The 24,099-nt window shown below is 59.3% G+C and carries 14 protein-coding genes; 6 read left to right on the forward strand and 8 right to left on the reverse strand.

Going from position 1 to position 24,099, the window contains the following annotated elements:
* The first annotated feature begins 220 nt into the window (after positions 1 to 220).
* The gene (locus tag M9827_RS00785) at positions 221 to 2,158 is read left to right on the forward strand and encodes a methyl-accepting chemotaxis protein (protein WP_250602871.1); all 1,938 of its coding nucleotides are present in this window, start codon (positions 221 to 223) and stop codon (positions 2,156 to 2,158) included.
* A gap of 68 nt (positions 2,159 to 2,226) precedes the next feature.
* Here the strand turns inward: M9827_RS00785 and M9827_RS00790 are convergent, their stop codons facing one another.
* The 3 genes from M9827_RS00790 to putA form a co-directional block, all read right to left on the reverse strand.
* Positions 2,227 to 3,114, reverse strand: a complete 888-nt coding sequence (locus M9827_RS00790) for a hypothetical protein (protein WP_250602872.1) — start codon at positions 3,112 to 3,114, stop codon at positions 2,227 to 2,229.
* Entirely contained in the window at positions 3,101 to 4,903 is a 1,803-nt protein-coding gene (locus M9827_RS00795) for an acyl-CoA dehydrogenase (RefSeq protein WP_250602873.1), read from the reverse strand. Before M9827_RS00795 ends, M9827_RS00790 begins: the two co-directional genes overlap by 14 nt.
* Positions 4,904 to 5,115: 212 nt before the next feature.
* Complete coding sequence (gene putA, locus M9827_RS00800) at positions 5,116 to 9,069, reverse strand: trifunctional transcriptional regulator/proline dehydrogenase/L-glutamate gamma-semialdehyde dehydrogenase (RefSeq protein WP_250602874.1); 3,954 nt, start codon at positions 9,067 to 9,069, stop codon at positions 5,116 to 5,118.
* Positions 9,070 to 9,527: 458 nt separating this feature from the next.
* Between putA and putP the strand changes: the two genes are divergently transcribed.
* The 4 genes from putP (at position 9,528) to M9827_RS00820 (ending at position 14,735) form a co-directional block, all read left to right on the forward strand.
* Positions 9,528 to 11,012: a sodium/proline symporter PutP gene (gene putP, locus M9827_RS00805; protein ID WP_123448331.1), complete on the forward strand. Its 1,485-nt coding sequence runs from the start codon at positions 9,528 to 9,530 to the stop codon at positions 11,010 to 11,012.
* 353 nt (positions 11,013 to 11,365) lie between these two features.
* Positions 11,366 to 13,381 (forward strand): type VI secretion system Vgr family protein, encoded by a 2,016-nt coding sequence (locus M9827_RS00810; RefSeq protein WP_250602875.1) that lies wholly within the window; start codon positions 11,366 to 11,368, stop codon positions 13,379 to 13,381.
* Positions 13,371 to 14,084: a DUF4123 domain-containing protein gene (locus M9827_RS00815; RefSeq protein ID WP_250602876.1), complete on the forward strand. Its 714-nt coding sequence runs from the start codon at positions 13,371 to 13,373 to the stop codon at positions 14,082 to 14,084. Before M9827_RS00810 ends, M9827_RS00815 begins: the two co-directional genes overlap by 11 nt.
* 330 nt (positions 14,085 to 14,414) lie before the next feature.
* Positions 14,415 to 14,735, forward strand: coding sequence for a hypothetical protein (locus tag M9827_RS00820; protein WP_038360201.1), 321 nt, complete (start codon positions 14,415 to 14,417; stop codon positions 14,733 to 14,735).
* A gap of 90 nt (positions 14,736 to 14,825) precedes the next feature.
* Here M9827_RS00820 and M9827_RS00825 read toward each other — a convergent pair whose 3' ends face one another.
* On the reverse strand, positions 14,826 to 15,257 hold the full coding sequence (locus M9827_RS00825; RefSeq protein WP_250602877.1) for a T6SS amidase immunity protein Tai4 family protein: 432 nt from the start codon (positions 15,255 to 15,257) through the stop codon (positions 14,826 to 14,828).
* A gap of 423 nt (positions 15,258 to 15,680) precedes the next feature.
* Between M9827_RS00825 and M9827_RS00830 the strand changes: the two genes are divergently transcribed.
* Positions 15,681 to 16,520, forward strand: coding sequence for a 23S rRNA (adenine(2030)-N(6))-methyltransferase RlmJ (locus M9827_RS00830; RefSeq protein ID WP_007915674.1), 840 nt, complete (start codon positions 15,681 to 15,683; stop codon positions 16,518 to 16,520).
* Between the two features lie 129 nt (positions 16,521 to 16,649).
* Here M9827_RS00830 and msrA read toward each other — a convergent pair whose 3' ends face one another.
* The 4 genes from msrA to aceF form a co-directional block, all read right to left on the reverse strand.
* On the reverse strand, positions 16,650 to 17,315 hold the full coding sequence (msrA, locus tag M9827_RS00835) for a peptide-methionine (S)-S-oxide reductase MsrA (RefSeq protein ID WP_250602878.1): 666 nt from the start codon (positions 17,313 to 17,315) through the stop codon (positions 16,650 to 16,652).
* A gap of 202 nt (positions 17,316 to 17,517) precedes the next feature.
* Positions 17,518 to 20,214 (reverse strand): putative bifunctional diguanylate cyclase/phosphodiesterase, encoded by a 2,697-nt coding sequence (locus M9827_RS00840; protein WP_250602879.1) that lies wholly within the window; start codon positions 20,212 to 20,214, stop codon positions 17,518 to 17,520.
* A 254-nt stretch (positions 20,215 to 20,468) separates the two neighbouring features.
* Positions 20,469 to 21,866, reverse strand: a complete 1,398-nt coding sequence (locus tag M9827_RS00845; protein WP_250602880.1) for an alkaline phosphatase D family protein — start codon at positions 21,864 to 21,866, stop codon at positions 20,469 to 20,471.
* A gap of 274 nt (positions 21,867 to 22,140) precedes the next feature.
* Positions 22,141 to 24,096: a dihydrolipoyllysine-residue acetyltransferase gene (aceF, locus tag M9827_RS00850; RefSeq protein ID WP_250602881.1), complete on the reverse strand. Its 1,956-nt coding sequence runs from the start codon at positions 24,094 to 24,096 to the stop codon at positions 22,141 to 22,143.
* Positions 24,097 to 24,099: the final 3 nt, after the last annotated feature.

The raw sequence follows: 24,099 nt of genomic DNA on the forward strand, positions 1-24,099 counted from the left end.
GTGAAGCGAATGCTTGGGCACAGACAGGGAAACTGCAATCTATGCCACATGTTGTGGCCTGTAACCTGTCAGAGTTGACAGTGTTCTCCCCATGAAAGCGGCCCGCTTCTTGCTGCTCGCAATTCATTGCATTCATGGTTGTCTCTGTTTTTTGTGTTTTTTGTATACAGTCGGCATAGCAGTTGCAGTGTTTCAGCCTCTTATTCTTTGGGGGTGCTCCATGCAGTTGTGGCGACGCAGTATCCAATGGCAGCTGATTCTCAGTATGGGCACCGCCCTGCTGGTCAGCATCCTGATCGTGGTTGGCATTTATACCCTGGTGGTCAACCGCCTCGCCCAGAGCTATCTGGTCGAACAAGCCCTGCCGTCGAGCATCGAAGCGACGCGCAACGACATCGAACGGATCCTCGTGCAACCGCTGACGGCGGCCAAGGATATTGCCAGCAACACGATGGTCCGCGACTGGCTGGCCTCGGGTGAGGACAGCAGCAAAACTGCTGGCTTCGCGCAGTATCTGGAAGGCATCCGAGCCGAACATAAAGCCTTTACCGCTTTGATCATCGGCACCGAATCCAATCATTACATCACCGAAAAAGGCCTTGATCGCACCCTCAGTCGTGCCAAACCGGCCGACGCGTGGTTCTATTCCTTCCTCGACAGCAGTCAGCCGCGCACCTTGAACATCGACAATGACGGCGCCACCGGAGAGCTGGCCCTGTTCATCGATTTGAAGGTCGAGCAGGCCGGTAAAGTGGTCGGTGTGGCTGGGCTCGGTTTGAGCATGAAAGAGCTGTCGGAGCTGATTCACAACTTCAGCTTTGGCGAGCGCGGCAAGGTCTATCTCGTGCGTTCCGACGGTTTGATTCAGGTGCATCCCGAGGCGCAGTTCAGCGGTAAACGCACCTTGAGCGAGCAGATCGGCGCCAATGCAGCGCAGGCCGTCATGGGCCAGAAAGCGGCGATCAGCAGCAGCTTCCAGAGGGATGGCGAAGACTTCCTAGCCTTCAGTCTGCCATTGCGTGATTTGGGCTGGACGTTGGTGGCTGAAGTGCCACAGTCGCAGATCTATGCCGAGGCGCGCAAAGCCATGTGGTTGAGTGGCGGCATCGGCCTTGCGGTGGCACTGGTGTGCCTGGCTTTGGTGGTGTGGCTGGCGCAAGGTTTGGTCCGGCCGATTCGCCAAGTAACAGCCGCACTGGTAGCAATCGGTAGCGGTGGTGGAGATTTGACCCACCGGTTAGATTCCAGCCGCGCTGATGAGCTGGGCGACCTTGCCCGAGGCTTCAACCGCTTCCTCGACAGTCAGCGCGGGATGATCGGCGAAGTGCTGACCACCAGCGAACGTCTGCGCACGGCCGTGGGGCAGGTGGCGAAAGTGGTGGAGAACACCGCTGAACGCTCTGGCCGTCAGCAGGAAATGACCGACATGGTCGCGACTGCGGTTCACGAGATGGGCCTGACGGTACAGGAGATCGCGCAGAACGCTGGTAATGCAGCGTTGGCCTCGCAAACCGCGCGAGATGAAGCGATGCAGGCGCGGGAAGTGGTCGGCGGCTCGATTCGGCATATTGAGAGCATGTCCGATGAGATTGGCGTTGCGGCGGGGGCGGTGGGGGAACTGGCGCACCAAGTGGCGTCGATTGATTCGGTGTTAGCGGTCATCCGTGGTGTGTCTGAGCAAACCAACCTATTGGCGTTGAACGCGGCTATCGAGGCTGCGCGCGCCGGTGATATGGGACGAGGCTTTGCTGTTGTGGCGGATGAAGTTCGAACGTTGGCGCGCAGAACGCAGGCATCCACTGACGAGATTCAGCAGATGATCGGCAGCCTCAAACAAGGTGCGGAAAACGCGGTGTCGTCGATGCGCACCGGTCAGGCCGCGACCGGGACTGGCGTTGAATCGAGCCAGCGCACCGGGGCGTCACTGACCGCGATTACCGGACAGGTCGAGCGCATTAGCGATATGAACCATCAGGTGGCGACGGCGACCGAGGAACAGTCAGCGGTGACGGAGGAGATCAATCGCAATGTGCAGGGGATTTCCGACCTGGCGCGGGCCACAGCAGGGGAGGTTCGGGCGTGTCGCGAGGATTGTCAGATGTTGCAGCGGTTGGCGGATGATCTGGCGCGGCAGATGGGGGGCTTCCGATTGAAATGAGTGACTCTGACTCTGGTACAGACCCGACGCGCCTCGAAGGCGCGTCGGTTTCACTTTAGTTTCGCCATTCAGAACAGCAGGATTTCTCGCCCATAGAAATCGATGCCACCAATTGTCTCCAGATAAAACACTCGCTTCTCTCGCACAGTCCACACCTGCTGGTCTTCGTGGTAAGTGTCGCCAGCTGCCAGTGTTCTGAACATATCGTCTCTATTGAAATCCTGCTTGCTGATATAACTCGAGCGCGAAGTGATAACCATGGCCTGGTAGAGATTTTCCCCTTTTTTGATGTAACGCTTTTCCGTAACGCGCTCTGCAGTGGGATCTTTTACTACGTCATTGACTCTTGCCGAAAAAACAAACTCTTCTGCGCTCAGAACGACGTTAGGATCAATCAGCAATTTCGCGTCTGCGCCGCCATACACTACTGCTCGCACCTGAGTGACACCTATGAACGTGTAATCTTTGTAAGCTACGCGATTGACCGTCTCATAACGGTCCTCCGCCATGATGATCTCGAACATTGCTGCTGCCGTTGTTTCGACAGCCGGCGATGAATTATCCGGCGATGTGGTGATGCTGATCTGCGATCGCTCATCAGAAAGACGATGGTGATTTTTGCTGGTCACGGTGGAAACCGAGGAGTCTTGGTTAGTCCAGACCGTGCCGTTTCGTGATCCAAATTGCGAAATGGAGGCAAGGACGCAATAGTCTCGCGTTACCAGTCCGGCAAGTTTGATGGTTTGGTCGGCAGTCTGGCTGTCCATGGCGTTCGCTCTTTTGTAGGGTAAGAAGAGGACGTTAAGTCCGAACTTGCCGGGCAAACTGCTAATAAATGTCTGGCCAAACCAGCCTATCGTGCAGAACTCATTTCCACACCTGTCAAACATGACAGGTGTGGAAAGTCCAAGAATGTGTTTTGTGTGGGTGAAGGCGCGTAAATCAGAACCACGCATCCTGCATCGCCAGGCACGTATCATCCCGCGCCTCCAGCAATGCCAGTTCATGGTGGCAACCCGGCACCTCCCACGTCAGAAAGTACCGCGCCGCCTGCAACTTGCCCTTGTAGAAGTCGACATCCGCCGCATTACCTTTCAGCAACCCTTCCTCGGCACGAATCGCCTGCTCCAGCCAGCGCCAGCCAATCACTGTGTGGCCGAATACCTTCAGGTACAACGCCGAGTTCGCCAGGCTGCTATTGACCTTGCCTTGCCCCAGATCAGTCAACAAACCGATGGTCACCGTTTGCAGGCGCGCCACCAGTTGCTCTAAAGGCTCACGCAACGCGGTCAGCGATTCGTATGCCATTGCGCGTTCGGCAGTGGTGGCGATCAGACGAATCAGTTGCTTGAGCCCCGCGCCACCGTTCTGTGCCAGTTTGCGCCCGAGCAGGTCCAGCGACTGAATGCCGTGGGTGCCTTCGTGGATCGGGTTCAAACGGTTGTCGCGGTAATACTGCTCTACGGGATATTCGCGGGTGTAACCGTGGCCGCCGAGGATCTGGATCGCCAGTTCGTTGGCCTTGAGGCAGAACTCCGATGGCCAGGATTTGACGATCGGCGTCAGCAAGTCCAACAGCTCATGCGCCTGTTTACGCTCGGCTTCGCTTTCAAGCGTAGTGGTGTCATCGAACAGGCGAGCGGCATACAAGCCGAGGTCAAATGCCCCCTCGACGTAGGATTTCTGCGTCAACAGCATACGTCTGACGTCGGCGTGTTGAATGATCGCAACCGGCGCGGTGGTCGGGTCTTTGCTATCCGGTACCCGGCCTTGCGGGCGTTCGCGGGCGTATTCCAGCGAATACAGGTAACCGGCATAACCGAGCATCACTGCGCCCATGCCGACGCCGATCCGCGCCTCGTTCATCATCTGGAACATGTAGCTCAGGCCGTGATGCGGCTTGCCCACCAGATAACCGACGCACTCGCCGTTATCGCCGAAGTTCAGCGCCGTCGAAGTGGTGCCGCGCCAGCCCATCTTGTGGAAAAGTCCGGCCAGCAGCACGTCATTACGCTGACCGAGACTGCCGTCATCGTTGACCAGAAACTTCGGCACGATAAACAGCGAGATGCCTTTGACCCCCGGCGGCGCGTCCGGCAGCTTGGCCAGCACCATGTGCACGATGTTTTCCGAGAGCGGGTGATCGCCGCCGGAAATGAAGATCTTGTTGCCCTTCAGGCGAAAGGTGCCGTCCGGCGCAAGCTCGGCGCGGGTACGAATATCCGACAGCGATGAACCGGCGTGGGGTTCGGTCAGCGCCATGGTGCCGAAGAAACGGCCGTCGATCATGGGCTGCAGGAAGCGCTGTTTCTGCTCGTCAGTGCCGAAACTCTCGATCAGGTTCGCCGCGCCCATGGTCAGGAACGGATACGAGGTCGACGCAGCATTGGCCGACTGGAAATGCGCAAAACAGGCTTGGGACAGCAGTGTAGGCAATTGCATACCGCCGGCGTCGAAACCTCTCGCGGCGTTGAGGAACCCGGCCTCAAGGAAGGCATCCACCGCCGGTTTCACTTCAGGAATCAGAATCGCCTTACCGTCCTCGTAGCGCGGCTCGTTCTCGTCGCCCTTGCGGTTGTGCGGCGCGAAGTACTTCTCGGCGATGCTGCGCGCGGTGCCAATGGCGGCGTCGAAGGTCTCGCGGTTGTGCTCGGCAAAGCGCTCACGCCGGGTCAGGCCCTCGGCATCAAGGACTTCATACAGCTCGAAAGCCAGATTGCGGGAACTGAGCAGCGTCTCGGACATGGCGGCCTACCTGAAATTGGGGTTGGGCCGAGTCTAGGCGTGCGGATAAAGGCTGAACAGGATGATTGATGGGCGTGATACAGAAGCAAAAGATCGCAGCCTTCGGCAGCTCCTACATGGGACGGTGTAGGAGCTGCCGAAGGCTGCGATCTTTTGATCTTCTGTAGGAGTGATTCCAGGCGACCATTGCGGTCGCCTGGAGTTACAGCGGTTTAACCGATCGTCATCAAGCTCGCATTACCACCCGCCGCAGCCGTGTTAACACTCAACGCCCGCTCAATCACCAGACGCTCCAGCGCAATGTTGGTCTCGCCCTGGGACAAGCCCTGAACGCCAACGATCGCGCCGGCACGCTTGGCGATCTGCTGGCAAACGCCGCGCAGCTGGTCGGAATGGCCATGATGCAGAACCGCATCAAACACCACCTCATCCTTGTTCCAGTCAGCAACCAGTTTGATCCGCGCCTGAATGTCCTTCGGCAGGCGTGCGAACAGTGCCTTGCTGATGTCGGACTCCGGCCATACCGCCGAACCGCCTACCGCCAGTACCGCTGCCAATTGCGTCAGCAGATCACCTTCGACTTCTGCCAGGCACAGCACGTGCTCACGCGGCAGGATCGCGTAGCTGTTTTTCTCACCGGTCGGGCCGGCCAGTACGCGGGTGATGCCGCTCTGCGATTGCGCAGCGTACTGCACGCAGAGGGTGCTCAGGTCGGCGTACTTGTTGCTGTCAGCCCAGGCTTTCAGCGCGGTCAGCGGTTTGCTCATGGCGTCGCGCAGACGAACGTCCGGCGCTACGGCAGCATCACCGCGAGCGAAGGATTGTTCGATGGCGTCGGCAGGACGCGTCGACAGCAAGCGGTAGAGATACAGCGGGCCACCGGCTTTCGGACCTGTACCCGACAGGCCTTCGCCGCCGAATGGCTGCACGCCGACCACGGCACCGACGATGTTACGGTTAACGTAGACGTTACCGGCATTGACGTTGTCGATCACCTTGGCGATGGTCTCGTCGATGCGCGTGTGCACGCCCAGCGTCAGGCCATAACCGGAAGCGTTGATCTGGCCGATCAGTTGATCGATTTCCTTGCGCTTGTAGCGCACCACGTGCAGCACCGGACCGAAGATCTCGCGTTGCAGCTCGTCGAAGCTTTCCAGTTCGATCAGCGTCGGCATGACGAAGGTGCCGCGTTTGACTTCTTCGGTGTCGGCGATAGCGACCTGGTAGACGTTGCGACCTTTGTCGCGCATGCCCTGGATGTGCTTGTCGATGCCAGCCTTGGCTTCGGCGTCAATCACCGGGCCAATGTCCACGGACAAACGCTCCGGGTTGCCGAGACGGCTTTCAGCCATCGCACCTTTAAGCATTTCGATGACGCGATCAGCAGAGTCTTCCTGCAGGCACAGTACCCGCAGCGCCGAGCAGCGCTGGCCGGCGCTGTCGAAGGCCGAGGACACCACGTCGATCACCACTTGTTCGGTCAGTGCCGAGGAGTCGACGATCATCGCGTTCTGGCCACCGGTTTCGGCGATCAGCGGAATCGGGCGGCCCTGATTGTCGAGGCGACCGGCAATGTTGCGTTGCAGCAGACGCGCAACTTCGGTCGAACCGGTGAACATCACACCTTTGACGCGCTCATCGCCAACCAGACCAGCGCCGACGGTTTCGCCGCGACCCGGCAGCAGTTGCAGCACGCCTTCCGGGATGCCGGCCTCAAGCATCAGGCGCACAGCCTGAGCAGCCACCAGCGGGGTTTGTTCGGCCGGTTTGGCTAGTACCGGGTTACCGGCAGCCAGTGCGGCAGCGACCTGGCCACTGAAGATCGCCAGCGGGAAGTTCCACGGGCTGATGCACACCACCGGGCCCAGTGGGCGGTGGGCGTCGTTGCTGAAATCGTTGCGAGCCTGCACCGCGTAGTAGCGCAGGAAGTCCACGGCTTCGCGGACTTCGGCGATGGCGTTGGCGAAGGTCTTGCCCGCTTCGCGAGCCAGCAGGCCCATCAACGGCTGGATTTCGCCTTCCATCAAGTCAGCGGCACGCTCCAGAATCGCGGCACGTTCGGCCGGCGGGGTGGCCTGCCAGATTGGCGCTGCATTCAAGGCGCACTGAATGGCGTTGTCGACGTCTTCGACGGTGGCTTCTTGAACATGACCGACCACATCACGGTGATCGGCAGGGTTCAGAACGGCTGCCGGCGTTTCGTTGCTGGAGGCGCAACCGAGCATCGGCGCGGCTTTCCAGTCGTTGTGCGCAGTGGCAAGCAAGGCGCAGGACAGCGAAGCCAGACGATGTTCGTTGGCCATGTCGATGCCGCTGGAGTTGGCGCGCTCGGCACCGTACAGATCACGCGGCAGCGGAATGCGCGGGTGCGGCAGGCCGAAACCACCTTCCACGGTCGCCATCTGCTCGATCTGCGCCACCGGATCGGCCACCAGTTCCTGAATCGAAATCGACTGGTCGGCGATGCGGTTGACGAACGAGGTGTTCGCGCCGTTTTCCAGCAAGCGACGTACGAGGTACGCCAGCAGGGTTTCGTGGGTGCCGACCGGTGCGTACACGCGGCACGGACGGTTCAGCTTGCCTTCGGAAACTTTGCCGACAACCTGCTCGTAAAGCGGTTCGCCCATACCGTGCAGGCACTGGAATTCGTACTGGCCCGGGTAATAGTTCTGACCAGCAATGTGGTAAATGGCCGACAGGGTGTGGGCGTTGTGCGTGGCGAATTGCGGGTAGATGACTTCCGGCACCGACAGCAGTTTGCGTGCGCAAGCGATGTAGGAAACGTCGGTGTACACCTTGCGGGTGTACACCGGATAGCCTTCCAGACCTTCGACCTGGGCACGCTTGATTTCGCTGTCCCAGTACGCGCCTTTCACCAGACGGATCATCAGGCGATGACGGCTGCGACGTGCCAGATCAATCACATAGTCGATCACGTACGGGCAACGCTTCTGGTAAGCCTGGATGACGAAACCGATGCCGTTCCAGCCGGTCAGTTGCGGCTCAAAACACAGGCGCTCCAGCAGATCCAGCGACAGTTCGAGACGGTCGGCCTCTTCGGCGTCGATGTTCAGGCCGATGTCGTATTGCTTGGCCAACAGGGTCAGCGACAGCAGGCGCGGGTACAGCTCGTCCATCACGCGCTCGTACTGCGCACGGCTGTAACGCGGGTGCAATGCAGACAGCTTGATGGAAATGCCCGGGCCTTCATAAATCCCACGGCCGTGGGAGGCTTTGCCGATCGAGTGAATGGCTTGTTCGTACGACGCCAGGTACTTCTGCGCGTCGTGCTCGGTCAGGGCCGCTTCACCGAGCATGTCGTAGGAGTAACGGAAGCCCTTGGCTTCGAACTTGCTCGCGTTGGCCAGCGCTTCGGCGATGGTCTCGCCGGTGACGAACTGCTCGCCCATCAGGCGCATGGCCATGTCGACGCCTTTGCGGATCATCGGCTCGCCGCTCTTGCCGATGATGCGGCTCAGCGAAGAAGTCAGGCCGGCTTCGTTGTGCGTCGAGACCAGTTTGCCGGTCAGCAGCAGGCCCCAGGTGGCGGCGTTGACGAACAGCGACGGGCTGTTGCCCAAATGCGGATGCCAGTTGCCGGTGCTGATCTTGTCGCGGATCAGTGCGTCGCGAGTGCCTTTGTCCGGGATACGCAGCAGCGCTTCGGCCAGGCACATCAGGGCTACGCCTTCCTGGGACGACAGGGAAAATTCCTGCAGCAGACCCTGAACAATGCCTGCACGACCGCCAGCACTTTTCTGGTTACGCAGTTTTTCCGCAATGGAAGCGGCGAGTTTGTTGGTGGCTTCAGCCATCGGTGCCGGCAGGCGAGCCTGCTCGATCAGCATCGGCACGACTTCCGGCTCAGGGCGACGGTAAGCGGCGGTGATCGAAGCGCGCAGAACGGACTGCGGGAGGATGCTTTCGGCGAATTCGAGGAAGCACTGGTGGGCGTGATCGGTGTGGACTTCGCCCGCCTCATCGGCGTCCTTGGCGGTCAAACCGTTCAGCTCGGTCAGGGTTGCACCACCCTCGAGTTTTTCCAGGTAATTGAAAATTGCCTGCTTGATCAGCCAGTGCGGTGTGCGATCAATCGAGGTCGCGGCCGCCTTCAGGCGCTCGCGGGTCGGGTCATCAAGTTTGACCCCAAGGGTGGTGGTAGCCATATTTTTATCCTCATGGTTGCCACAGTTGCGTGGCATCAGCTGGCGGCAAGATTAGCCGTGCGCTGAAAGAGGTGCAACCGGGTGCAACCCTTTTTTTGTCGGAATAATACGCAGCTCGTCAGGAATTATTTTCCGGTACGAAAGTACCGCTCCTGCTTGGTGCTTTTGCTTCTAGCAAAGGGGCGTGACTGCCACAAAAGGGAGCAAAAACGGGGTGTTTGTCGATAAATCCGACTGGGTGCAACTTATTCTCACGAAACTGGTTGCACCTTATTTGATTTGTTGCATAGCATTCGCGCCCTAGGTGCAACCGGGAATAACCCGGTGTGCCGGCTGATGGCTTTCCTGGGGAAACATCAGTCCTAAATGCGCGGGATCCCGGATCGTCTGCCAAACGTCGTCGTTTGCGTGCGGTTCATCACCGCCGCTACATAAAAACAAAGCCAGGGCGTAACTCAATGAGCGTAAGCAATCCAACCCTGATCACGTTCGTGATCTACATCGCAGCAATGGTGCTGATCGGCTTGATGGCCTATCGCTCCACCAACAACCTTTCTGACTATATTCTCGGTGGTCGCAGCCTCGGCAGCGTCGTCACCGCGCTGTCCGCCGGTGCGTCCGACATGAGCGGCTGGTTGTTGATGGGCCTGCCGGGCGCCATCTATATGTCCGGTCTGTCCGAAAGCTGGATCGCCATCGGTCTGGTCATCGGTGCCTACCTGAACTGGCTGTTCGTTGCCGGCCGTCTGCGCGTGCAGACCGAGCACAACGGCGACGCCCTGACCCTGCCGGACTACTTCGCCAGCCGTTTTGAAGACAAAAGCGGTCTGCTGCGGATCATCTCGGCGATCGTGATTCTGGTGTTCTTCACCATCTACTGCGCTTCCGGCATCGTCGCCGGTGCACGTCTGTTCGAAAGCACCTTCGGCATGTCCTACGAGACGGCGCTGTGGGCCGGTGCTGCGGCGACCATCGCCTACACCTTTATCGGTGGTTTCCTCGCGGTGAGCTGGACCGACACCGTACAAGCCACGCTGATGATTTTCGCCCTGATCCTGACGCCGATCATCGTGCTGCTGGCCACTGGCGGCGTCGACACCACGTTCCTGGCCATCGAAGCTCAAGATCCAAGCAACTTCGACATGCTTAAAGGCACTACCTTCATCGGCATCATCTCGCTGATGGGCTGGGGTCTGGGCTACTTCGGTCAGCCGCACATCCTCGCGCGTTTCATGGCGGCGGATTCGGTGAAGTCGATCGCCAAGGCGCGTCGCATTTCCATGACCTGGATGATCCTGTGCCTGGGCGGCACCGTGGCGGTGGGCTTCTTCGGTATCGCTTACTTCTCGGCGCACCCGGAAGTGGCCGGTCCCGTGACCGAAAACCACGAGCGTGTGTTCATCGAACTGGCCAAGATCCTCTTCAACCCATGGATTGCCGGTGTGTTGCTGTCGGCCATCCTGGCTGCAGTGATGAGCACCCTGAGCTGCCAGTTGCTGGTGTGCTCGAGTGCCCTGACCGAAGACTTCTACAAAACCTTCCTGCGTAAATCCGCTTCCCAGGTTGAACTGGTCTGGGTCGGTCGCGCCATGGTGCTGTTGGTTGCACTGATCGCGATCGCCCTGGCCGCCAACCCGGAAAACCGCGTACTGGGCCTGGTGTCCTACGCCTGGGCCGGTTTCGGTGCTGCGTTCGGTCCGGTTGTGCTGATCTCGGTGGTCTGGAAAGACATGACCCGCAACGGCGCACTGGCCGGTATCCTGGTCGGCGCGATCACCGTGGTGGTCTGGAAGCATTTCGAACTGCTGGGTCTGTACGAAATCATCCCGGGCTTTATCTTCGCCAGCCTGGCCATCTACATCGTCAGCAAAATGGGCGAGCCGACCAAAGGCATGGTGCAGCGCTTCGAAGCGGCGGAAAAAGATTTCCACCTGAACAAGTAATTGTTCTGAGCTGATGCTCACCCGAAAACGGCCCGTTTCCTACAGGAGACGGGCCGTTTTTTTGTGCCTGTGATTTCTTGCCAACCCTGAAGAAACCTGTGGGAGCTGGCTTGCCAGCGATAGCGGTGTGTCAGTCAGCGAATAGGTTGAATGTGCCGACCTCATCGCTGGCAAGCCAGCTCCCACAGGGATCCGTGGTGGGATTGTAGGATTTGTCTGTAGTTGAAGGCGCTGCTTTTTGCAGGGTTTTTCATCAATGAAAGTAGGGCAAATCTGATTTTCCCGTCCCCCATTCTTCACCCCTTGCCCCTCATGCAGAATCGCCCGCCCTTCATTCTGCAGAGAGACATCGGATGTTCGCGCCTGCCAATCAACCGCGTTTCACGTTGACCCTCGAAGGCGCCCAGCATGACCTCAAAGTCCTTGAGTTCACGGGCAAGGAAGCCATCAGCCAACCCTTTCGTTTCGAGCTGGAACTGGTCAGCGAACGGCCGGATCTGGACCTCGAAAGCCTGCTGCACTGTCAGGCTTTTCTGAGTCTGGATGCTCAGGGTTCCGGTATCCACGGTCAGATTTATCAGGTCGGGCAGGGTGATTCCGGGAAACGTCTGACGCGTTATCACTTAAGCCTGGTCCCGCGTCTGACCTACCTCGGGCAACGGATCAATCAGCGGATCTTCCAGCATCTGACGGTGCCGCAAATTGTCGCGCGAGTGCTCAAGGATCATTCGATTCTGCGTGATGCCTTTGAATTTCGCCTCGGCAGCGAATACCCGGTACGTGAGTATTGCGTGCAGTACGCCGAGAGCGATCTGGCCTTTATCCAGCGCCTGTGTGCCGAGGTCGGCATTCATTACCACTTTCAGCACAGCCCGCAAGGTCACCTGTTGGTCTTCGGCGATGATCAGACCGTGTTCCCGCGTCTGGCCGAGTCGACGGTGTATCTGCCGGGCAGTGGCATGTCTGCTGGTGCGCCGGCGATTCAGCGTTTCAATGTGCGCGTGGAAACCCGCACCAGCGTGGTCACCCGGCGCGATTACAACTTCGAAAAACCGCGGCTGCAATTGCAAAGCCGAGTCGACGGCGAGCAGCGCCCGGTGCTCGAGGACTATCACTTTCCCGGCCAATTCAACGATCGGGAAACTGGCAAGCATCTCGCTCAGCGGGCACTCGAGCGACATGTCGCCGATTACCGTCAGGCCGAGGGCATCAGCGACCAATCCGCACTGGTTTGCGGGCATTTCCTGCAACTGACCGAGCATCCGCGCCACGACTGGAATGACCTGTGGCTGCTGACCGCCCTCGAGCATCATGGCCGTCAGCCGCAAGTGCTGGAGGAATCGGTGACCAGCGATGGCGAGGGATTTCAGGGTTACCGTAATACCTTTGTTGCCACGCCGTGGGACGTGTTTTTCCGTCCGGCAATGGGGCTGGAAAAACCACGTATGCTCGGCTATCAACCGGCGGTTGTGACCGGGCCGAAAGACACGGAAATCCACTGTGACGAGTACGGCCGGGTCAAGGTGCAACTGGCCTGGGATCGCGACGGTGAATTGAACGAGCATTCCAGTTGCTGGCTGCGCGTTGCCACTAACTGGGCGCACGACCGTTACGGCAGCGTGTTGATTCCGCGAGTAGGCATGGAAGTGCTGGTCGGCTTCATCGATGCCGATGCCGATAAACCGCTGGTCGTGGGCTGCCTGCCCAACGCCGCGACACCGATCCCGCTGGACTTGCCAGCGGACAAGACCCGCAGCATTTTCCGCAGCCAGAGCAGCCCCGGCGGTGGCGGCTACAACGAACTGCGCATCGAGGATCGCAAAGGCGCCGAAGAAATCTACCTGCGTGCTCAACGCAACTGGACGCAGCATGTGTTGAATGATCAACAGGTGCAGGTCGACAACCAGCGCAGCATCGTCGTCACCGGGACTGCTCGGCATGAGTTGAAGGCCGATGAGCAGCGCATCACTCACGGTCAGCGCCAGACCGAAGTGAAGCAGGACGACCATCTGAGCGTGATCGGCAGCCGACATATCAAGGTGGCCAATCAGGCAACCAGTGCCAGCCAGCAGTTCCACGTCAGCGCCGGTCAGCAAGTGGTCATCGATGGCGGCGCGAGTGCGACGATTCAGGCCGGTGGGCAGTGGATCAACATCGGCCCCGGCGGCATTTTCAGCAGCGTGCCGATTGTCGTGGGCGGCGCGCCGATGGCGGCGATGAGTGCCGCACCAGTGGCGCCGGGATTGCCGGAGAAACTCGCCGCCGCGCCGGCAGCCATGCTCACCGCCGCACAAATCATGAGCTTCAAGGGTGATGCGCCATTCTGCGAAGAGTGTGAGCGTTGCAAGGACGGTCTCTGTGCAGCCTGATTTTCTTTTGCCTGCTGATTGGCTGGCGCGCGAACCGTTGAGTGCATCCGAGCAATTGTTCGCGGTGTTCAGCAATGCCAGCGAGGCGAAGCCGTTCAAGGCTTGGTCAGAAGCGGCCAGTCCAGTCTGGGCCGAGACGATCTATGCCGAGTGGGATGCGGTGATGCCTCACGTGGGAATTGTCGCCGCCGACAGTGAGTTTCTGCATTGGGTCGCCAGCACCGAGTCGCAGGATTGGGGATGGTTGGCGGTGTCTTCGGCGAGTCTTGAAGAGGTGGTGGCGCACTTTCGCAGCCTGACCCAAGTGCTGATGCCGGGTGGCAAAGCGGTGTTTTTCCGTTTTTGGGATGGGCGGTTTTTGTTACCGATCCTGCAATCCGAAGCCGTGGAGGCGGCGCAGCTGTTGCCGGTGATTTCACGCGGACTGATCAATGGTCAGGCCTTGGAAATCGGGGGGCGGGCGCAGGTTTCGGGGCGTGTGTTTCCTTGGTGGACGGTGCCTGACTCGGTGTTGGCTTCGGCGGGGGATGAAGTCCGCGTAGGCAACGCTGTGCAGTGGCTGAGCGAGGAGCATCCGGCATTGTTCGAGGCATTTCCCGAGGTGGTTTTGCGCTGCAAAGTGAGGCGGTATTTTCAGGTTTCAATGTCGGAAGATTCGTCGCAATCGGCGTTGCTGGCGTTTTTGCTGGCAGAGTCGGAGTGAGTTTTCGGGGCGAAGGCTTCGGACGTTTCCTTCGAGTTGCGGCGGTTTTCATGAACTGGTGGGCGGTGGGTTGCAGGGATAGTCTTAAAAGGTCACCGCAGATGCGGCGACAGGGTGTAGGAGCCTTGAGACTAGAAGAGTGCATAAACGTCGTTGCCCGATTTGCGGCAGTCTACGTGCGTCCGTAAGATCATTTGCGGCGGCTATGCGCGGGCACGCTTCGGCGTGGCCGAGTTCTCTGGTCTCGGTACTCCTACCCCGCGTACGGCTGCCACCCAAACCCGTAGGAGGGCGATGGTGGAAGCTCATTTCACTACCAGAGGTTCAAAAATGAAAACGCTCACACCCGATCCACCCTACGAAAAAATCATCCCCCATCCCGACAACCGCTTCATGGCCCTGACCGGCAATTGCAGCGACATGCCTACGCTGTTCATCGACACCCACGTGCCCCTCGACATCCTTATGGACGCCGCCAACCATCGTCTGCGCGCCGTGATCCAGGTGCTGGAAAACATGTGCATGCGCGGCTCGGTCGAATGCGACTCCGTCATCCTCAGCGACTTCGCCCAGCTCTGCGTGATCCCTCTGCGTGACGGCTGCGATGTGCTCGATGTCATCGGCAGGCGCCTGCGCAGCATGCCCGCCTGAAAAAGATCAAAAGATCGCAGCCTTCGGCAGCTCCTACACGGGATTGGTGTTTACCTTGTAGGAGCTGCCGAAGGCTGCGATCTTTTGACGTTAATGGAGATCAACGCGTCGGTCGGAAATGTACGCATCCTGAGTTTTGATAAAACTGTTGAACGCTTCGGAGTTGTAGACCTGCAGGCACCCAGGAAACACTACTTTTTCATTCGAGTATTTGCTGTTTGAAGGTGTCTGCTCGTAAGCCGTCAACACGTAGTTTCGGGTTTCTTCATAGGGATCGTGCAGCACCTGCAGCGTGTCTTCATTTTGCAGAATGGTATGCATGCCTTTGCCCATGAACGAATAGGCATTGGCGGACAGTGCAATGTCTTTTTCCAGCGCGGAGCGTTCTTTGAATGGCTTCAGAATGCAGTGGCTCAGGCCGTAGTTCTTTAGTGTCTGGCGTGCCTGTTCAATGTGGGTTTCGTCGGCAAGGGCGAGGTATGGGCTAAGAAGGCTGAGTAAACAGATGATCAGATATCGCATGAGTTTTGACTTCCTGTCGTTCATGGTTAGCCAGTTTAACGCCATAAAAGCAAAGCCCCTCACCCTAGCCCTCTCCCAGAGGGAGAGGGGACTGACCGAGTTGTCTGGGTGATCTACGCCGGCTTGCGACTTAAGCGGTGAACTTGGCTTGGCCAAGCCTGGAGGGTGGTGTTCTTTCGGGGGACTGACCGAGGTGCCTGGGTGATGTGCGCCGACCTGCGACTTCCGCGCTGATCTTCGCTTGGCCAAGCCTGAGATCACGCTGATCTTTCAGGTCGATGTAACCCGCAAGATCACCACCTTCAGTCCCCTCTCCCTCCGGGAGAGGGTTAGGGTGAGGGAAAGGCTTTTGTCCGCTCAGCCGCCAACCCCTGACTTGCCGCCCGGTAAAAGGTAAACTTTGCGCCCTTCGCAGGAGCAATCATGAATTATCGTCACGCCTTCCATGCCGGCAATCACGCCGATGTGTTCAAACACCTGACCTTGACCCGCCTCATCGCCCTGATGTCGCGCAAGGAACAGCCGTTTGCCTATCTCGACACGCACGCCGGCATCGGTCTGTATGACTTGCAGGGCGATCAGGCCAATCGCACCGGCGAATACCTGGAAGGCATCGCGCGCTTGTGGGATCAGCCGGATCTGCCGGCGCTGACCGCCGACTACATGAAGGTGCTGCACGAGATGAACCCGGACGGCCAGTTGCGCTATTACCCAGGTTCGCCGGAGCTGGCGCGGCGTCTGACCCGCCCGCAGGATCGGGTGATGCTCAACGAGAAGCACCCTGAAGACGGCGTGCTGCTCAAGGACAACATGGCCGGTGATCGTCGGGTCAAAGTTCATCTCGGCGAGGGCTGGCACGTTGCACGAGCGATGCTGCCGGTGCAGGAGAAACGCGCGGTGATGCTGATTGATCCGCCGTTCGAGCAGCTCGACGAGATGCAGCGTTGCGCGGCGTCGTTGAAAGAAGCGATTGGCCGCATGCGTCAAACCGTGGCGGCGATCTGGTATCCGGTGAAGGATCAGCGTGCGTTGCGGCGATTCTATCAGGATCTGGCCGGCACCGGTGCGCCGAAGTTGCTGCGTGTGGAACTGCTGGTGCACCCGCTGGATACGCCGAACAGCCTGAACGGTTCGGGCATGGCGATTGCCAATCCGCCGTGGGGTCTGGAAGAGGAATTGCGTGAGCTGCTGCCGTGGTTGTCCAAAAAGCTTGGGCAGACTCAGGGTGGCTGGCAGATGGATTGGTTGATTGCCGAGAGCTGATCAACGGCAAGATCAAAAGATCGCAGCCTGCGGCAGCTCCTACACGGTTCGGCGTCGTCCACCAATGTGCGGACGATCACTGATCTCCTGTAGGAGCTGCCGAAGGCTGCGATCTTTTGCTTTCAGGGTTTAATTACCCGCCAGGCTCGCTGGCATGCACACGCCGGTGCCGCCAATCCCGCAGTAACCCTCAGGGTTCTTCGCCAGATACTGCTGGTGATACGCCTCGGCGAAGTACACGGTCGGCGCCTGTTCGATCTCGGTGCTGATTTCATCCAGGCCGGCCTTCGACAGTTCCGCCTGATACACAGCTTTGCTTTTCAGCGCTGCATCCAGATGCTCAGGCGAGGTCGCGTAGATCACCGAGCGGTACTGGGTGCCGATGTCATTGCCCTGGCGCATGCCCTGCGTAGGGTTGTGCAGTTCCCAGAACATCGCCAGCAGTTCTTCGTAGCTGACTTTGGCCTTGTCATACACCACCAGCACCACTTCCGCGTGGCCGGTCAGGCCCGAGCAGACTTCTTCGTAGGTCGGATTCGGCGTGAAGCCACCGGCATAACCGACGACCGTGCTGACCACGCCTTCACGCTGCCAGAAGCGGCGCTCGGCGCCCCAGAAGCAGCCCAGACCGAAGATCGCAAAGTCGACGTCCTGGAAAAACGGGCCAAGCAGTGGGGTTTCTTCGAAGACGAAGTGCTTTTCAGGCAGGGTCATCGCGGTTTCGCGGCCGGGCAGAGCTTGTTCTTTGGTCGGGAGCACGTTTTTGTTCACCAGAATTTCCGAGCGCAGAACCATGATCGTTCCTCTCAGTCAGGTTGGATGTAAAAAGTCAGACCGCCAGTGTGCCGAATGATGCCGAGTTAATCACTACCCAATGTAGGAGCTGCCGAAGGCTGCGATCTTTTGATTTTGCTTTTTAAAAACCAGATCAAAAGATCGCAGCCTTCGGCAGCTCCTACAGGGGGCGGCATGTTATGGCGAGAATGGGGTAGCGGGGTTAGAGGCAGAGCGGGCCGCGCGGGTAGCGTTTGAGGGCCTGGATCAGCTCGCCGCCCGGGATCGGCCGGTCGAACAGGTATCCCTGGCCGACGTCGCAACGGTGTCGACGCAGGAACGCCAGTTGCTCGGCAGTTTCGATGCCTTCAGCCACAACCTTGAGTTTCAGGTTGTGCGCCATGGCGATCACCGCCGAGGTGATTTCCATGTCGTCCTGGTTGTCGGGGATTTCGTGGATGAAGCTGCGATCGATCTTGATGATGTCGATCGGGAATTTCTTCAGGTAGCTCAGCGACGAGTAACCGGTACCGAAGTCGTCCATGGCCAGGGTCAGCCCGAGACGCTTGAGTTGATCGAGCTGCAAGTGCGTGTCTTCGGTGGCTTCCAGCAGCAGGCCTTCGGTCAGTTCCAGTTCGAGCAGATTGGCCGGCAGCGCTTCTTCCTTGAGGATGTTGGCGATGGAGGCGACCAGATCCGGGTCGGAGAACTGTTTCGGCGAGAGGTTGATCGCCACCTGTAGATTGCCCATGCCGGCGGCGGTCAGCGCTTTGCTCATGCGGCAGGCCTGGCGGGCAATCCACTTGCCGATCGGAATGATCAGGCCGGTTTCTTCGGCGACGCTGATGAACTGGTCCGGGCGGATCATGCCGCGTTCCGGGTGATTCCAGCGTAACAGCGCTTCCATGCCCAGCAAGCGTCCGCTGCGCAGGCACAGCTTGGGCTGGTAGAACACGTCCAGCTCGTTCTGCGTCAGGGCGCGGCGCAGGTTGTTCTCGACGAACAGTTTGTAACTGGCCTCGGCGTTCAGTGCTTCGGTGAAGACTTGCACCTGATGTTTGCCGTTGGCTTTGGCTTTGTGCAGCGCCAGACCGGCGTTGCGCATCAGCGTTTGCGGGTCGCGACCGTGCAGCGGCGCGCACGCCAGGCCGACCGAGCCGGTGACGCTGATCAACTGGTTGTCGACGAACATTGGCTTGTCGAGGGTCGCCAGCAATTGGTTGGCGATCTGCTGGCCGGTGGCAAGATCAGTATCGTCGAGCAACACGGCAAACTCGTTGCTGGCAAACCGCGCGAGGCTGCCGCTCGGGCTGAGGCTGTTGCGCAGGCGCCGGGCCAGACTGATCAGCAGTTTGTCGCCGGTCTGGTGACCGAGGCTGTCGTTGATCCGCTTGAAGTTGTCGATGTCCACCAGCAACAGGCTGATCGGCGTATCGCTGTCGCGGGCGAAGCGTTCGTCCAGATTGCGGATAAACGCCGGGCGGTTACCGAGGTTGGTCAGGTTGTCGGTGTAGGCCAGGCGCTCGATGCGCTGCTGCGCCAGTTTGGTCTGGGTGATGTCTTCGTAGATGCCGATGTAGTGCGTCAGTTCGCGGTTGTCGCCGTACACCTTGGAGATCGACAACTGGCCCCAGTACGGTTCGAGGTTCTTGCGCCGGCTCTTGAATTCACCCTGCCAACTGTTGCTCTTGGCCAGCGCCGAGGGCGCGTCGAACAGCAGCTCGCTGAGGTTTTCCAGCGCCGGCAGCTCGGACAGACGCTGGCCGTGGACTTCTTCGGTGGTGTACTGGGTGATCGCGGTGAAGCTCGGGTTGACGTATTCGACCACGCCGTCGCAATTGACCAGCAAAAACGCGTTGGCGCTTTGCTCGACTGCACGCTGGAACAGGTGCAGGGCGCTGGTGGCAGTGCGGCGGTTGTGGTTGTTGATGACTTGCGCGAACTGATCGGCCAGCTCGCCGGCAAAAGCGATTTCGTCGGACTGCCAGGCGCGGGTGACGCCGGTCTGCTCCAGGCACAGTACGCCGACTACTTGGCCATCGACGCGAATACTGGCGTCGAGCATGGCGTTGACGTCGCGCGGGCGCAGGGCTTCGGCCATTTCACGGGTGCGCGGGTCGCGCATCGCGTTGTGTGCATCGATGGCGCGACTGCCGTGCAGGGCCTCCATGTAATCCGGGAAACTGCTGATGTCGATCACGTCCGGCAGGATGTATTCCTGGGTTGCGCGGTGGTACGCGGAGATCGGCACCAACTGCTGGCCTTCGAGGTTCCACAGGCTGGCGCAGTCGATTTCATAGATGTCGCAGGCGCAGCGGGTGATCAGTTCGGCGGCTTCCTGCAGCGAGTTGTGGCTGCTGTAGCGTTGACGGGCCAGCAACAGGATCAGATCCTGCTGGGCGCGCACTCGCTCAAGATGCTGCAGTTGCTCCTGCTGGGCGCGTTGATTGAGTTCAAGGGCGATTTGCAGGCGCGAGTTCTGGGTTTCGAGGTCGACGGAAGGGGCGGGTGGTGCTTCGTCGAAGACCTGATCAACCGCCAGCAGATAGCCGCGCAGCAGATGACGGTTGTGTTGTTTGTAGGCTTCGCCCAGTTCCAGCATGCTCAGTGCACCGGCCGCCGTGTGCAGGGTGTAGCGCACCAGATAATGCGGGCTGACGGTCAGTTGTTGCTGGATCGCATCGTGCAGTTGATAGCGCGCTTCGGGCTCCATCAGGCTGGCGTAGGGTGAACCGACCAGCGCGCAGAGTTCAACGGCCGGTTGGCCGAACTGGCGTTCACAGTTGGGATCGAGAAACAGCATGGCCCAACTGGCTTCATTCAAGCGCTCGAAACGCAGCATGCCGAGCCGCGAGGGCACAGGCAACTGCGTCACTACCTCGGCCGCCATACGGCTGGCAGCATCGGGTTGGCTCTTCATGAAGGGAACTCGCTTGGAAATATGCTGAACGCGCCGGGCTCTCGCCCTCTTTACTGTTGCCTGCGGCAAGGTTGCATCATTGCGGCACTGACTGACAAGAGACATGAAGGCCAAGTGCTATAAGAATATGTCGGCCGCATCGGGCATTTCTCCAGCGTCTGTCGGAAAAGAGCAAAAGATCGCGGCCTGCGCCAGCTCCCACAGGGGGATGCACTCTGTGTAGGAGCTGCCGCAGGCTGCGATCTTTTCAGCATTCAACGCAATTTCAGGCCAATCGACTGCAGCCGTTTCCCATCCCGATCATGGTAATTGACCACAATCTGATCAGCCTCGACCACCACATGGGCGAAGTTGTCTTCACTCACCACCGTGCTGGTCAGTTCATGCCGATAATCGCCCGCCGCCGTGCGCGCCAGCGGTCGATCGAGCATGAACGTCGACGCTTTGGCATAGGGCAGCAGTTTGCTGTTGCACAGCGGTGAGGACACCACTGTGTGGACTTCGAAGTCCGGGTCTTCGCTGTGGGTCAAACGCGCGGTCAGCGAGCCGTGCACGTCCCCGGAGATGAACACGACGTTCTTGATCCGCCGGGTGCGAATGGTTTCCAGCAGGCGCAGGCGCTGCTCGGGAAAGGCTTTCCAGGCGTCATCGCCGTGAAGTTTGCGATCGGGATAGAACATCACACTGGTGACCACGAATTTGACCCGCGCTTTGCTATGGCTCAGCCATTTGAGCAAGGCCTGTTCCTGCGCTTCGTCGAGGATGCGTCGGTCATTGGCGGACAAGTTGCGGCGGGTGCGACTGTCGGTGACAAACCATTCGATATCGCCATCGCTGAATTGATACCAGTAATGCTCGAGTGTTGCGTGATCTATATCTCCGTTAGTTGTCAGCGGATGTACCGGGCTGTGACTGGCCTGATACAGCTCATAAGCAGCCATGGCGTTACGATATAAATCACCGTCGGATTTGCTGGCATTGGCCGGCCAGTTATCTTCGATTTCATGATCGTCGAGAATCATGTAAGTCGAAGTGCCAGACATCAGTCGTTTTATATTGGGCTGGGAAAAAGCCGCGCGGTACTTGTTCAGGATGTCTTTGTATTCGCGATCTGGTGCAAGCAGATTCAAATCGTCGACGTAGATTTGATCGCCGGTCATCAATACCGCACTGATCGGTGGTTGTATGCCTTCAATCACCTGATTGATGGATGCAAAGATTCGGTCGCCCAATTGCGGCAGGGAGGCGATACCGGCGGTCATGCGCAGATAGCGGCACGAGCCAACGATATAGGCCCTAGGCTGCATGACTTTGCTGGAACGGGTGCGCAGGCGGTAAATTTCCCGCGGCCATTGCAACGGCAGTTCGGCAACGCTGTCCGCCGTATGCACCGGACTCATCGGGCTGAACCAGCCGGCCTGATATTCATACTCGGTGTCAGTGCTCAAGTTGTTGAGGGCGAATACTTGCGACATATCGCGTAATTCGCTCAGGCGCGCGAAGTTGCCTTTCGACCATTGTTGTGTGCCGGATGCACGATAACGTATCGCGGAAAACACCAGTGCATTGTTGTGCCGGTCGCCACGCATGAATATGCGTGCGTGATTAGTTGTAACGTGGCCGACGATCGGGCCAATAGTTGGTTTTAACATGTCGAATCCATTCGAGTGAGTTTGGATAAATATAAAATTTCGAAGTTTGCTTAGTTAAGCTGTATGCGCCTAGGTTAGTTGCCTGTCGAATAAAAAAGATCGGTGCCAAGTCGACCAGGCTTGTGGCCGATATCAGCGCAACATGTGGGAAAAAAGACCAGAGGGTTTTTTCAGGCAAAAAAAAGCCCCGCCAGACTGACGGGGTTGAGGTACGAGCGTGTGGCGCTCGAAAGGGTGCAGCAATCGGCCCTCCGTTGCCGGAGGGCCGATCGAGTTACAGCAGGATCGTGCGGATGTCCGCCAGCAGGCTGCCCAGACGCTGGGTGAAGCGTGCGGCGGCGGCGCCGTTGATCACACGGTGATCGTAGGACAGCGACAGCGGCAGCATCAGTTTCGGCTGGAAGGCTTTGCCGTCCCAGACTGGCTGGATGGTTGCCTTGGAAACACCGAGGATCGCCACTTCCGGCGCGTTGACGATCGGCGTGAAGCCGGTGCCGCCAATGTGGCCGAGGCTGGAAATGGTGAAGCAAGCGCCCTGCATGTCGTCAGCGGTGAGCTTCTTGTCGCGGGCTTTGGCGGCCAGCGCAGCGGCTTCGGCTGCCAGTTGCAACAGGCTCTTCTGGTCGACGTTCTTGATGACCGGTACCAGCAGGCCATCCGGGGTGTCGACGGCGAAGCCGATGTTCACGTATTTCTTGCGGATGATCGCCTTGCCGCTTGGCGCCAGCGAACTGTTGAAGTCCGGCAGCTCCTTGAGCATGTGCGCGCACGACTTGAGCAGCAGCGGCAGGATGGTCAGCTTGACGCCGGCCTTCTCTGCAACGGCTTTCTGCGAGACGCGGAAGGCTTCCAGCTCGGTGATATCAGCCGAATCGAACTGAGTCACGTGCGGGATGTTCAGCCAGCTGCGGTGCAGGCTCGACGCGCCGATCTGCATCAGGCGAGTCATCGGCACTTCTTCGATTTCGCCGAAACGGCTGAAGTCGACGACCGGGATCGGCGGGATGCCCGCGCCACCGGTTGCGCCCGCTGCAGCGGCCGGTGCTTCCTTGGCCTTCTGCATCATCGCTTTGACGTAAGTCTGCACGTCTTCTTTGAGGATACGGCCGTGCGGGCCGCTGGCGCCGACAGCGTTCAGCTCGACGCCGAACTCGCGGGCCAGTTGACGCACGGCTGGGCCGGCGTGAACCTTCGCGCCGGGCTTGGCCGGGGCGGCTGGAGCGGCAGCAGGTGCAGCGGCAGCCGGAGCAGCAGCGGCAGGTGCCGGAGCGCTCGGAGCTGCGGCAGCTGGAGCCGGGGCAGCAGCAGGGGCCGCGCCTTTGACTTTCAGCTTGAGGATCAGGTCGCCGGTACCGACTTCGTCATCCAGCTTGATGGAAACGCTTTCCACCACGCCAGCGGCAGGCGATGGGATTTCCATGCTTGCCTTGTCGGATTCCAGAGTGATCAGCGACTGGTCGGCTTCAACGGTATCGCCCGCCTTGACCAACACTTCGATGATCTTGGCTTTGCCAGCCGAGCCGATGTCCGGAACGTGGATGTCCTGAACGCTGTCGGCAACCGGAGCTGCTGGCGCGGCTGCCGGAGCAGGCGCAGCGGCAGCGGTCGGTGCAGCAGCCTGGGCCGGAGCGGCAGCCGCAGGGGCCGCAGCACCCGCCACTTCCAGATCCAGAATCAGGTCGCCAGTGCCGACTTCGTCATTGAGCTTGACGCTGATGGCCTTGACCACGCCAGCGGCAGGCGACGGGATTTCCATGCTCGCCTTGTCCGATTCCAGAGTGATCAAAGATTGATCAGCTTCGACGGTGTCGCCGACCTTGACCTGGATCTCGATGATCTGCGCCTTGCCCGACGAACCGATGTCCGGCACGTGCACCTGCTGAACCGAAGCGGCAGCAGGGGCAGCGGCTGGAGCAGCGGCAGCAGGAGCGGCAGCCGGTTTGGCTTCAGCTTTTGCAGCAGGCGCAGCGGCAGGAGCAGGGGCCGCTTCAGCGGCGCCCTCGACTTCCAGCTCGAGCAGTTCGTCGCCTTCTTTCAGACGATCGCCCAGCTTCACTTTCAGGCTTTTGATGACGCCGGCTTTCGGGGCCGGCACTTCCATGCTGGCCTTGTCCGATTCCAGGGTCAGGATGCTCTGGTCGGCTTCGATACGGTCGCCGACCTTCACAAACAGTTCAATTACTTCACCTTCACCGCTGCCGATGTCAGGTACGCGAATGAGTTCGCTCACAAA

The organism is Pseudomonas sp. AKS31, assembly GCF_023634765.1.
Classification (GTDB): domain Bacteria; phylum Pseudomonadota; class Gammaproteobacteria; order Pseudomonadales; family Pseudomonadaceae; genus Aquipseudomonas.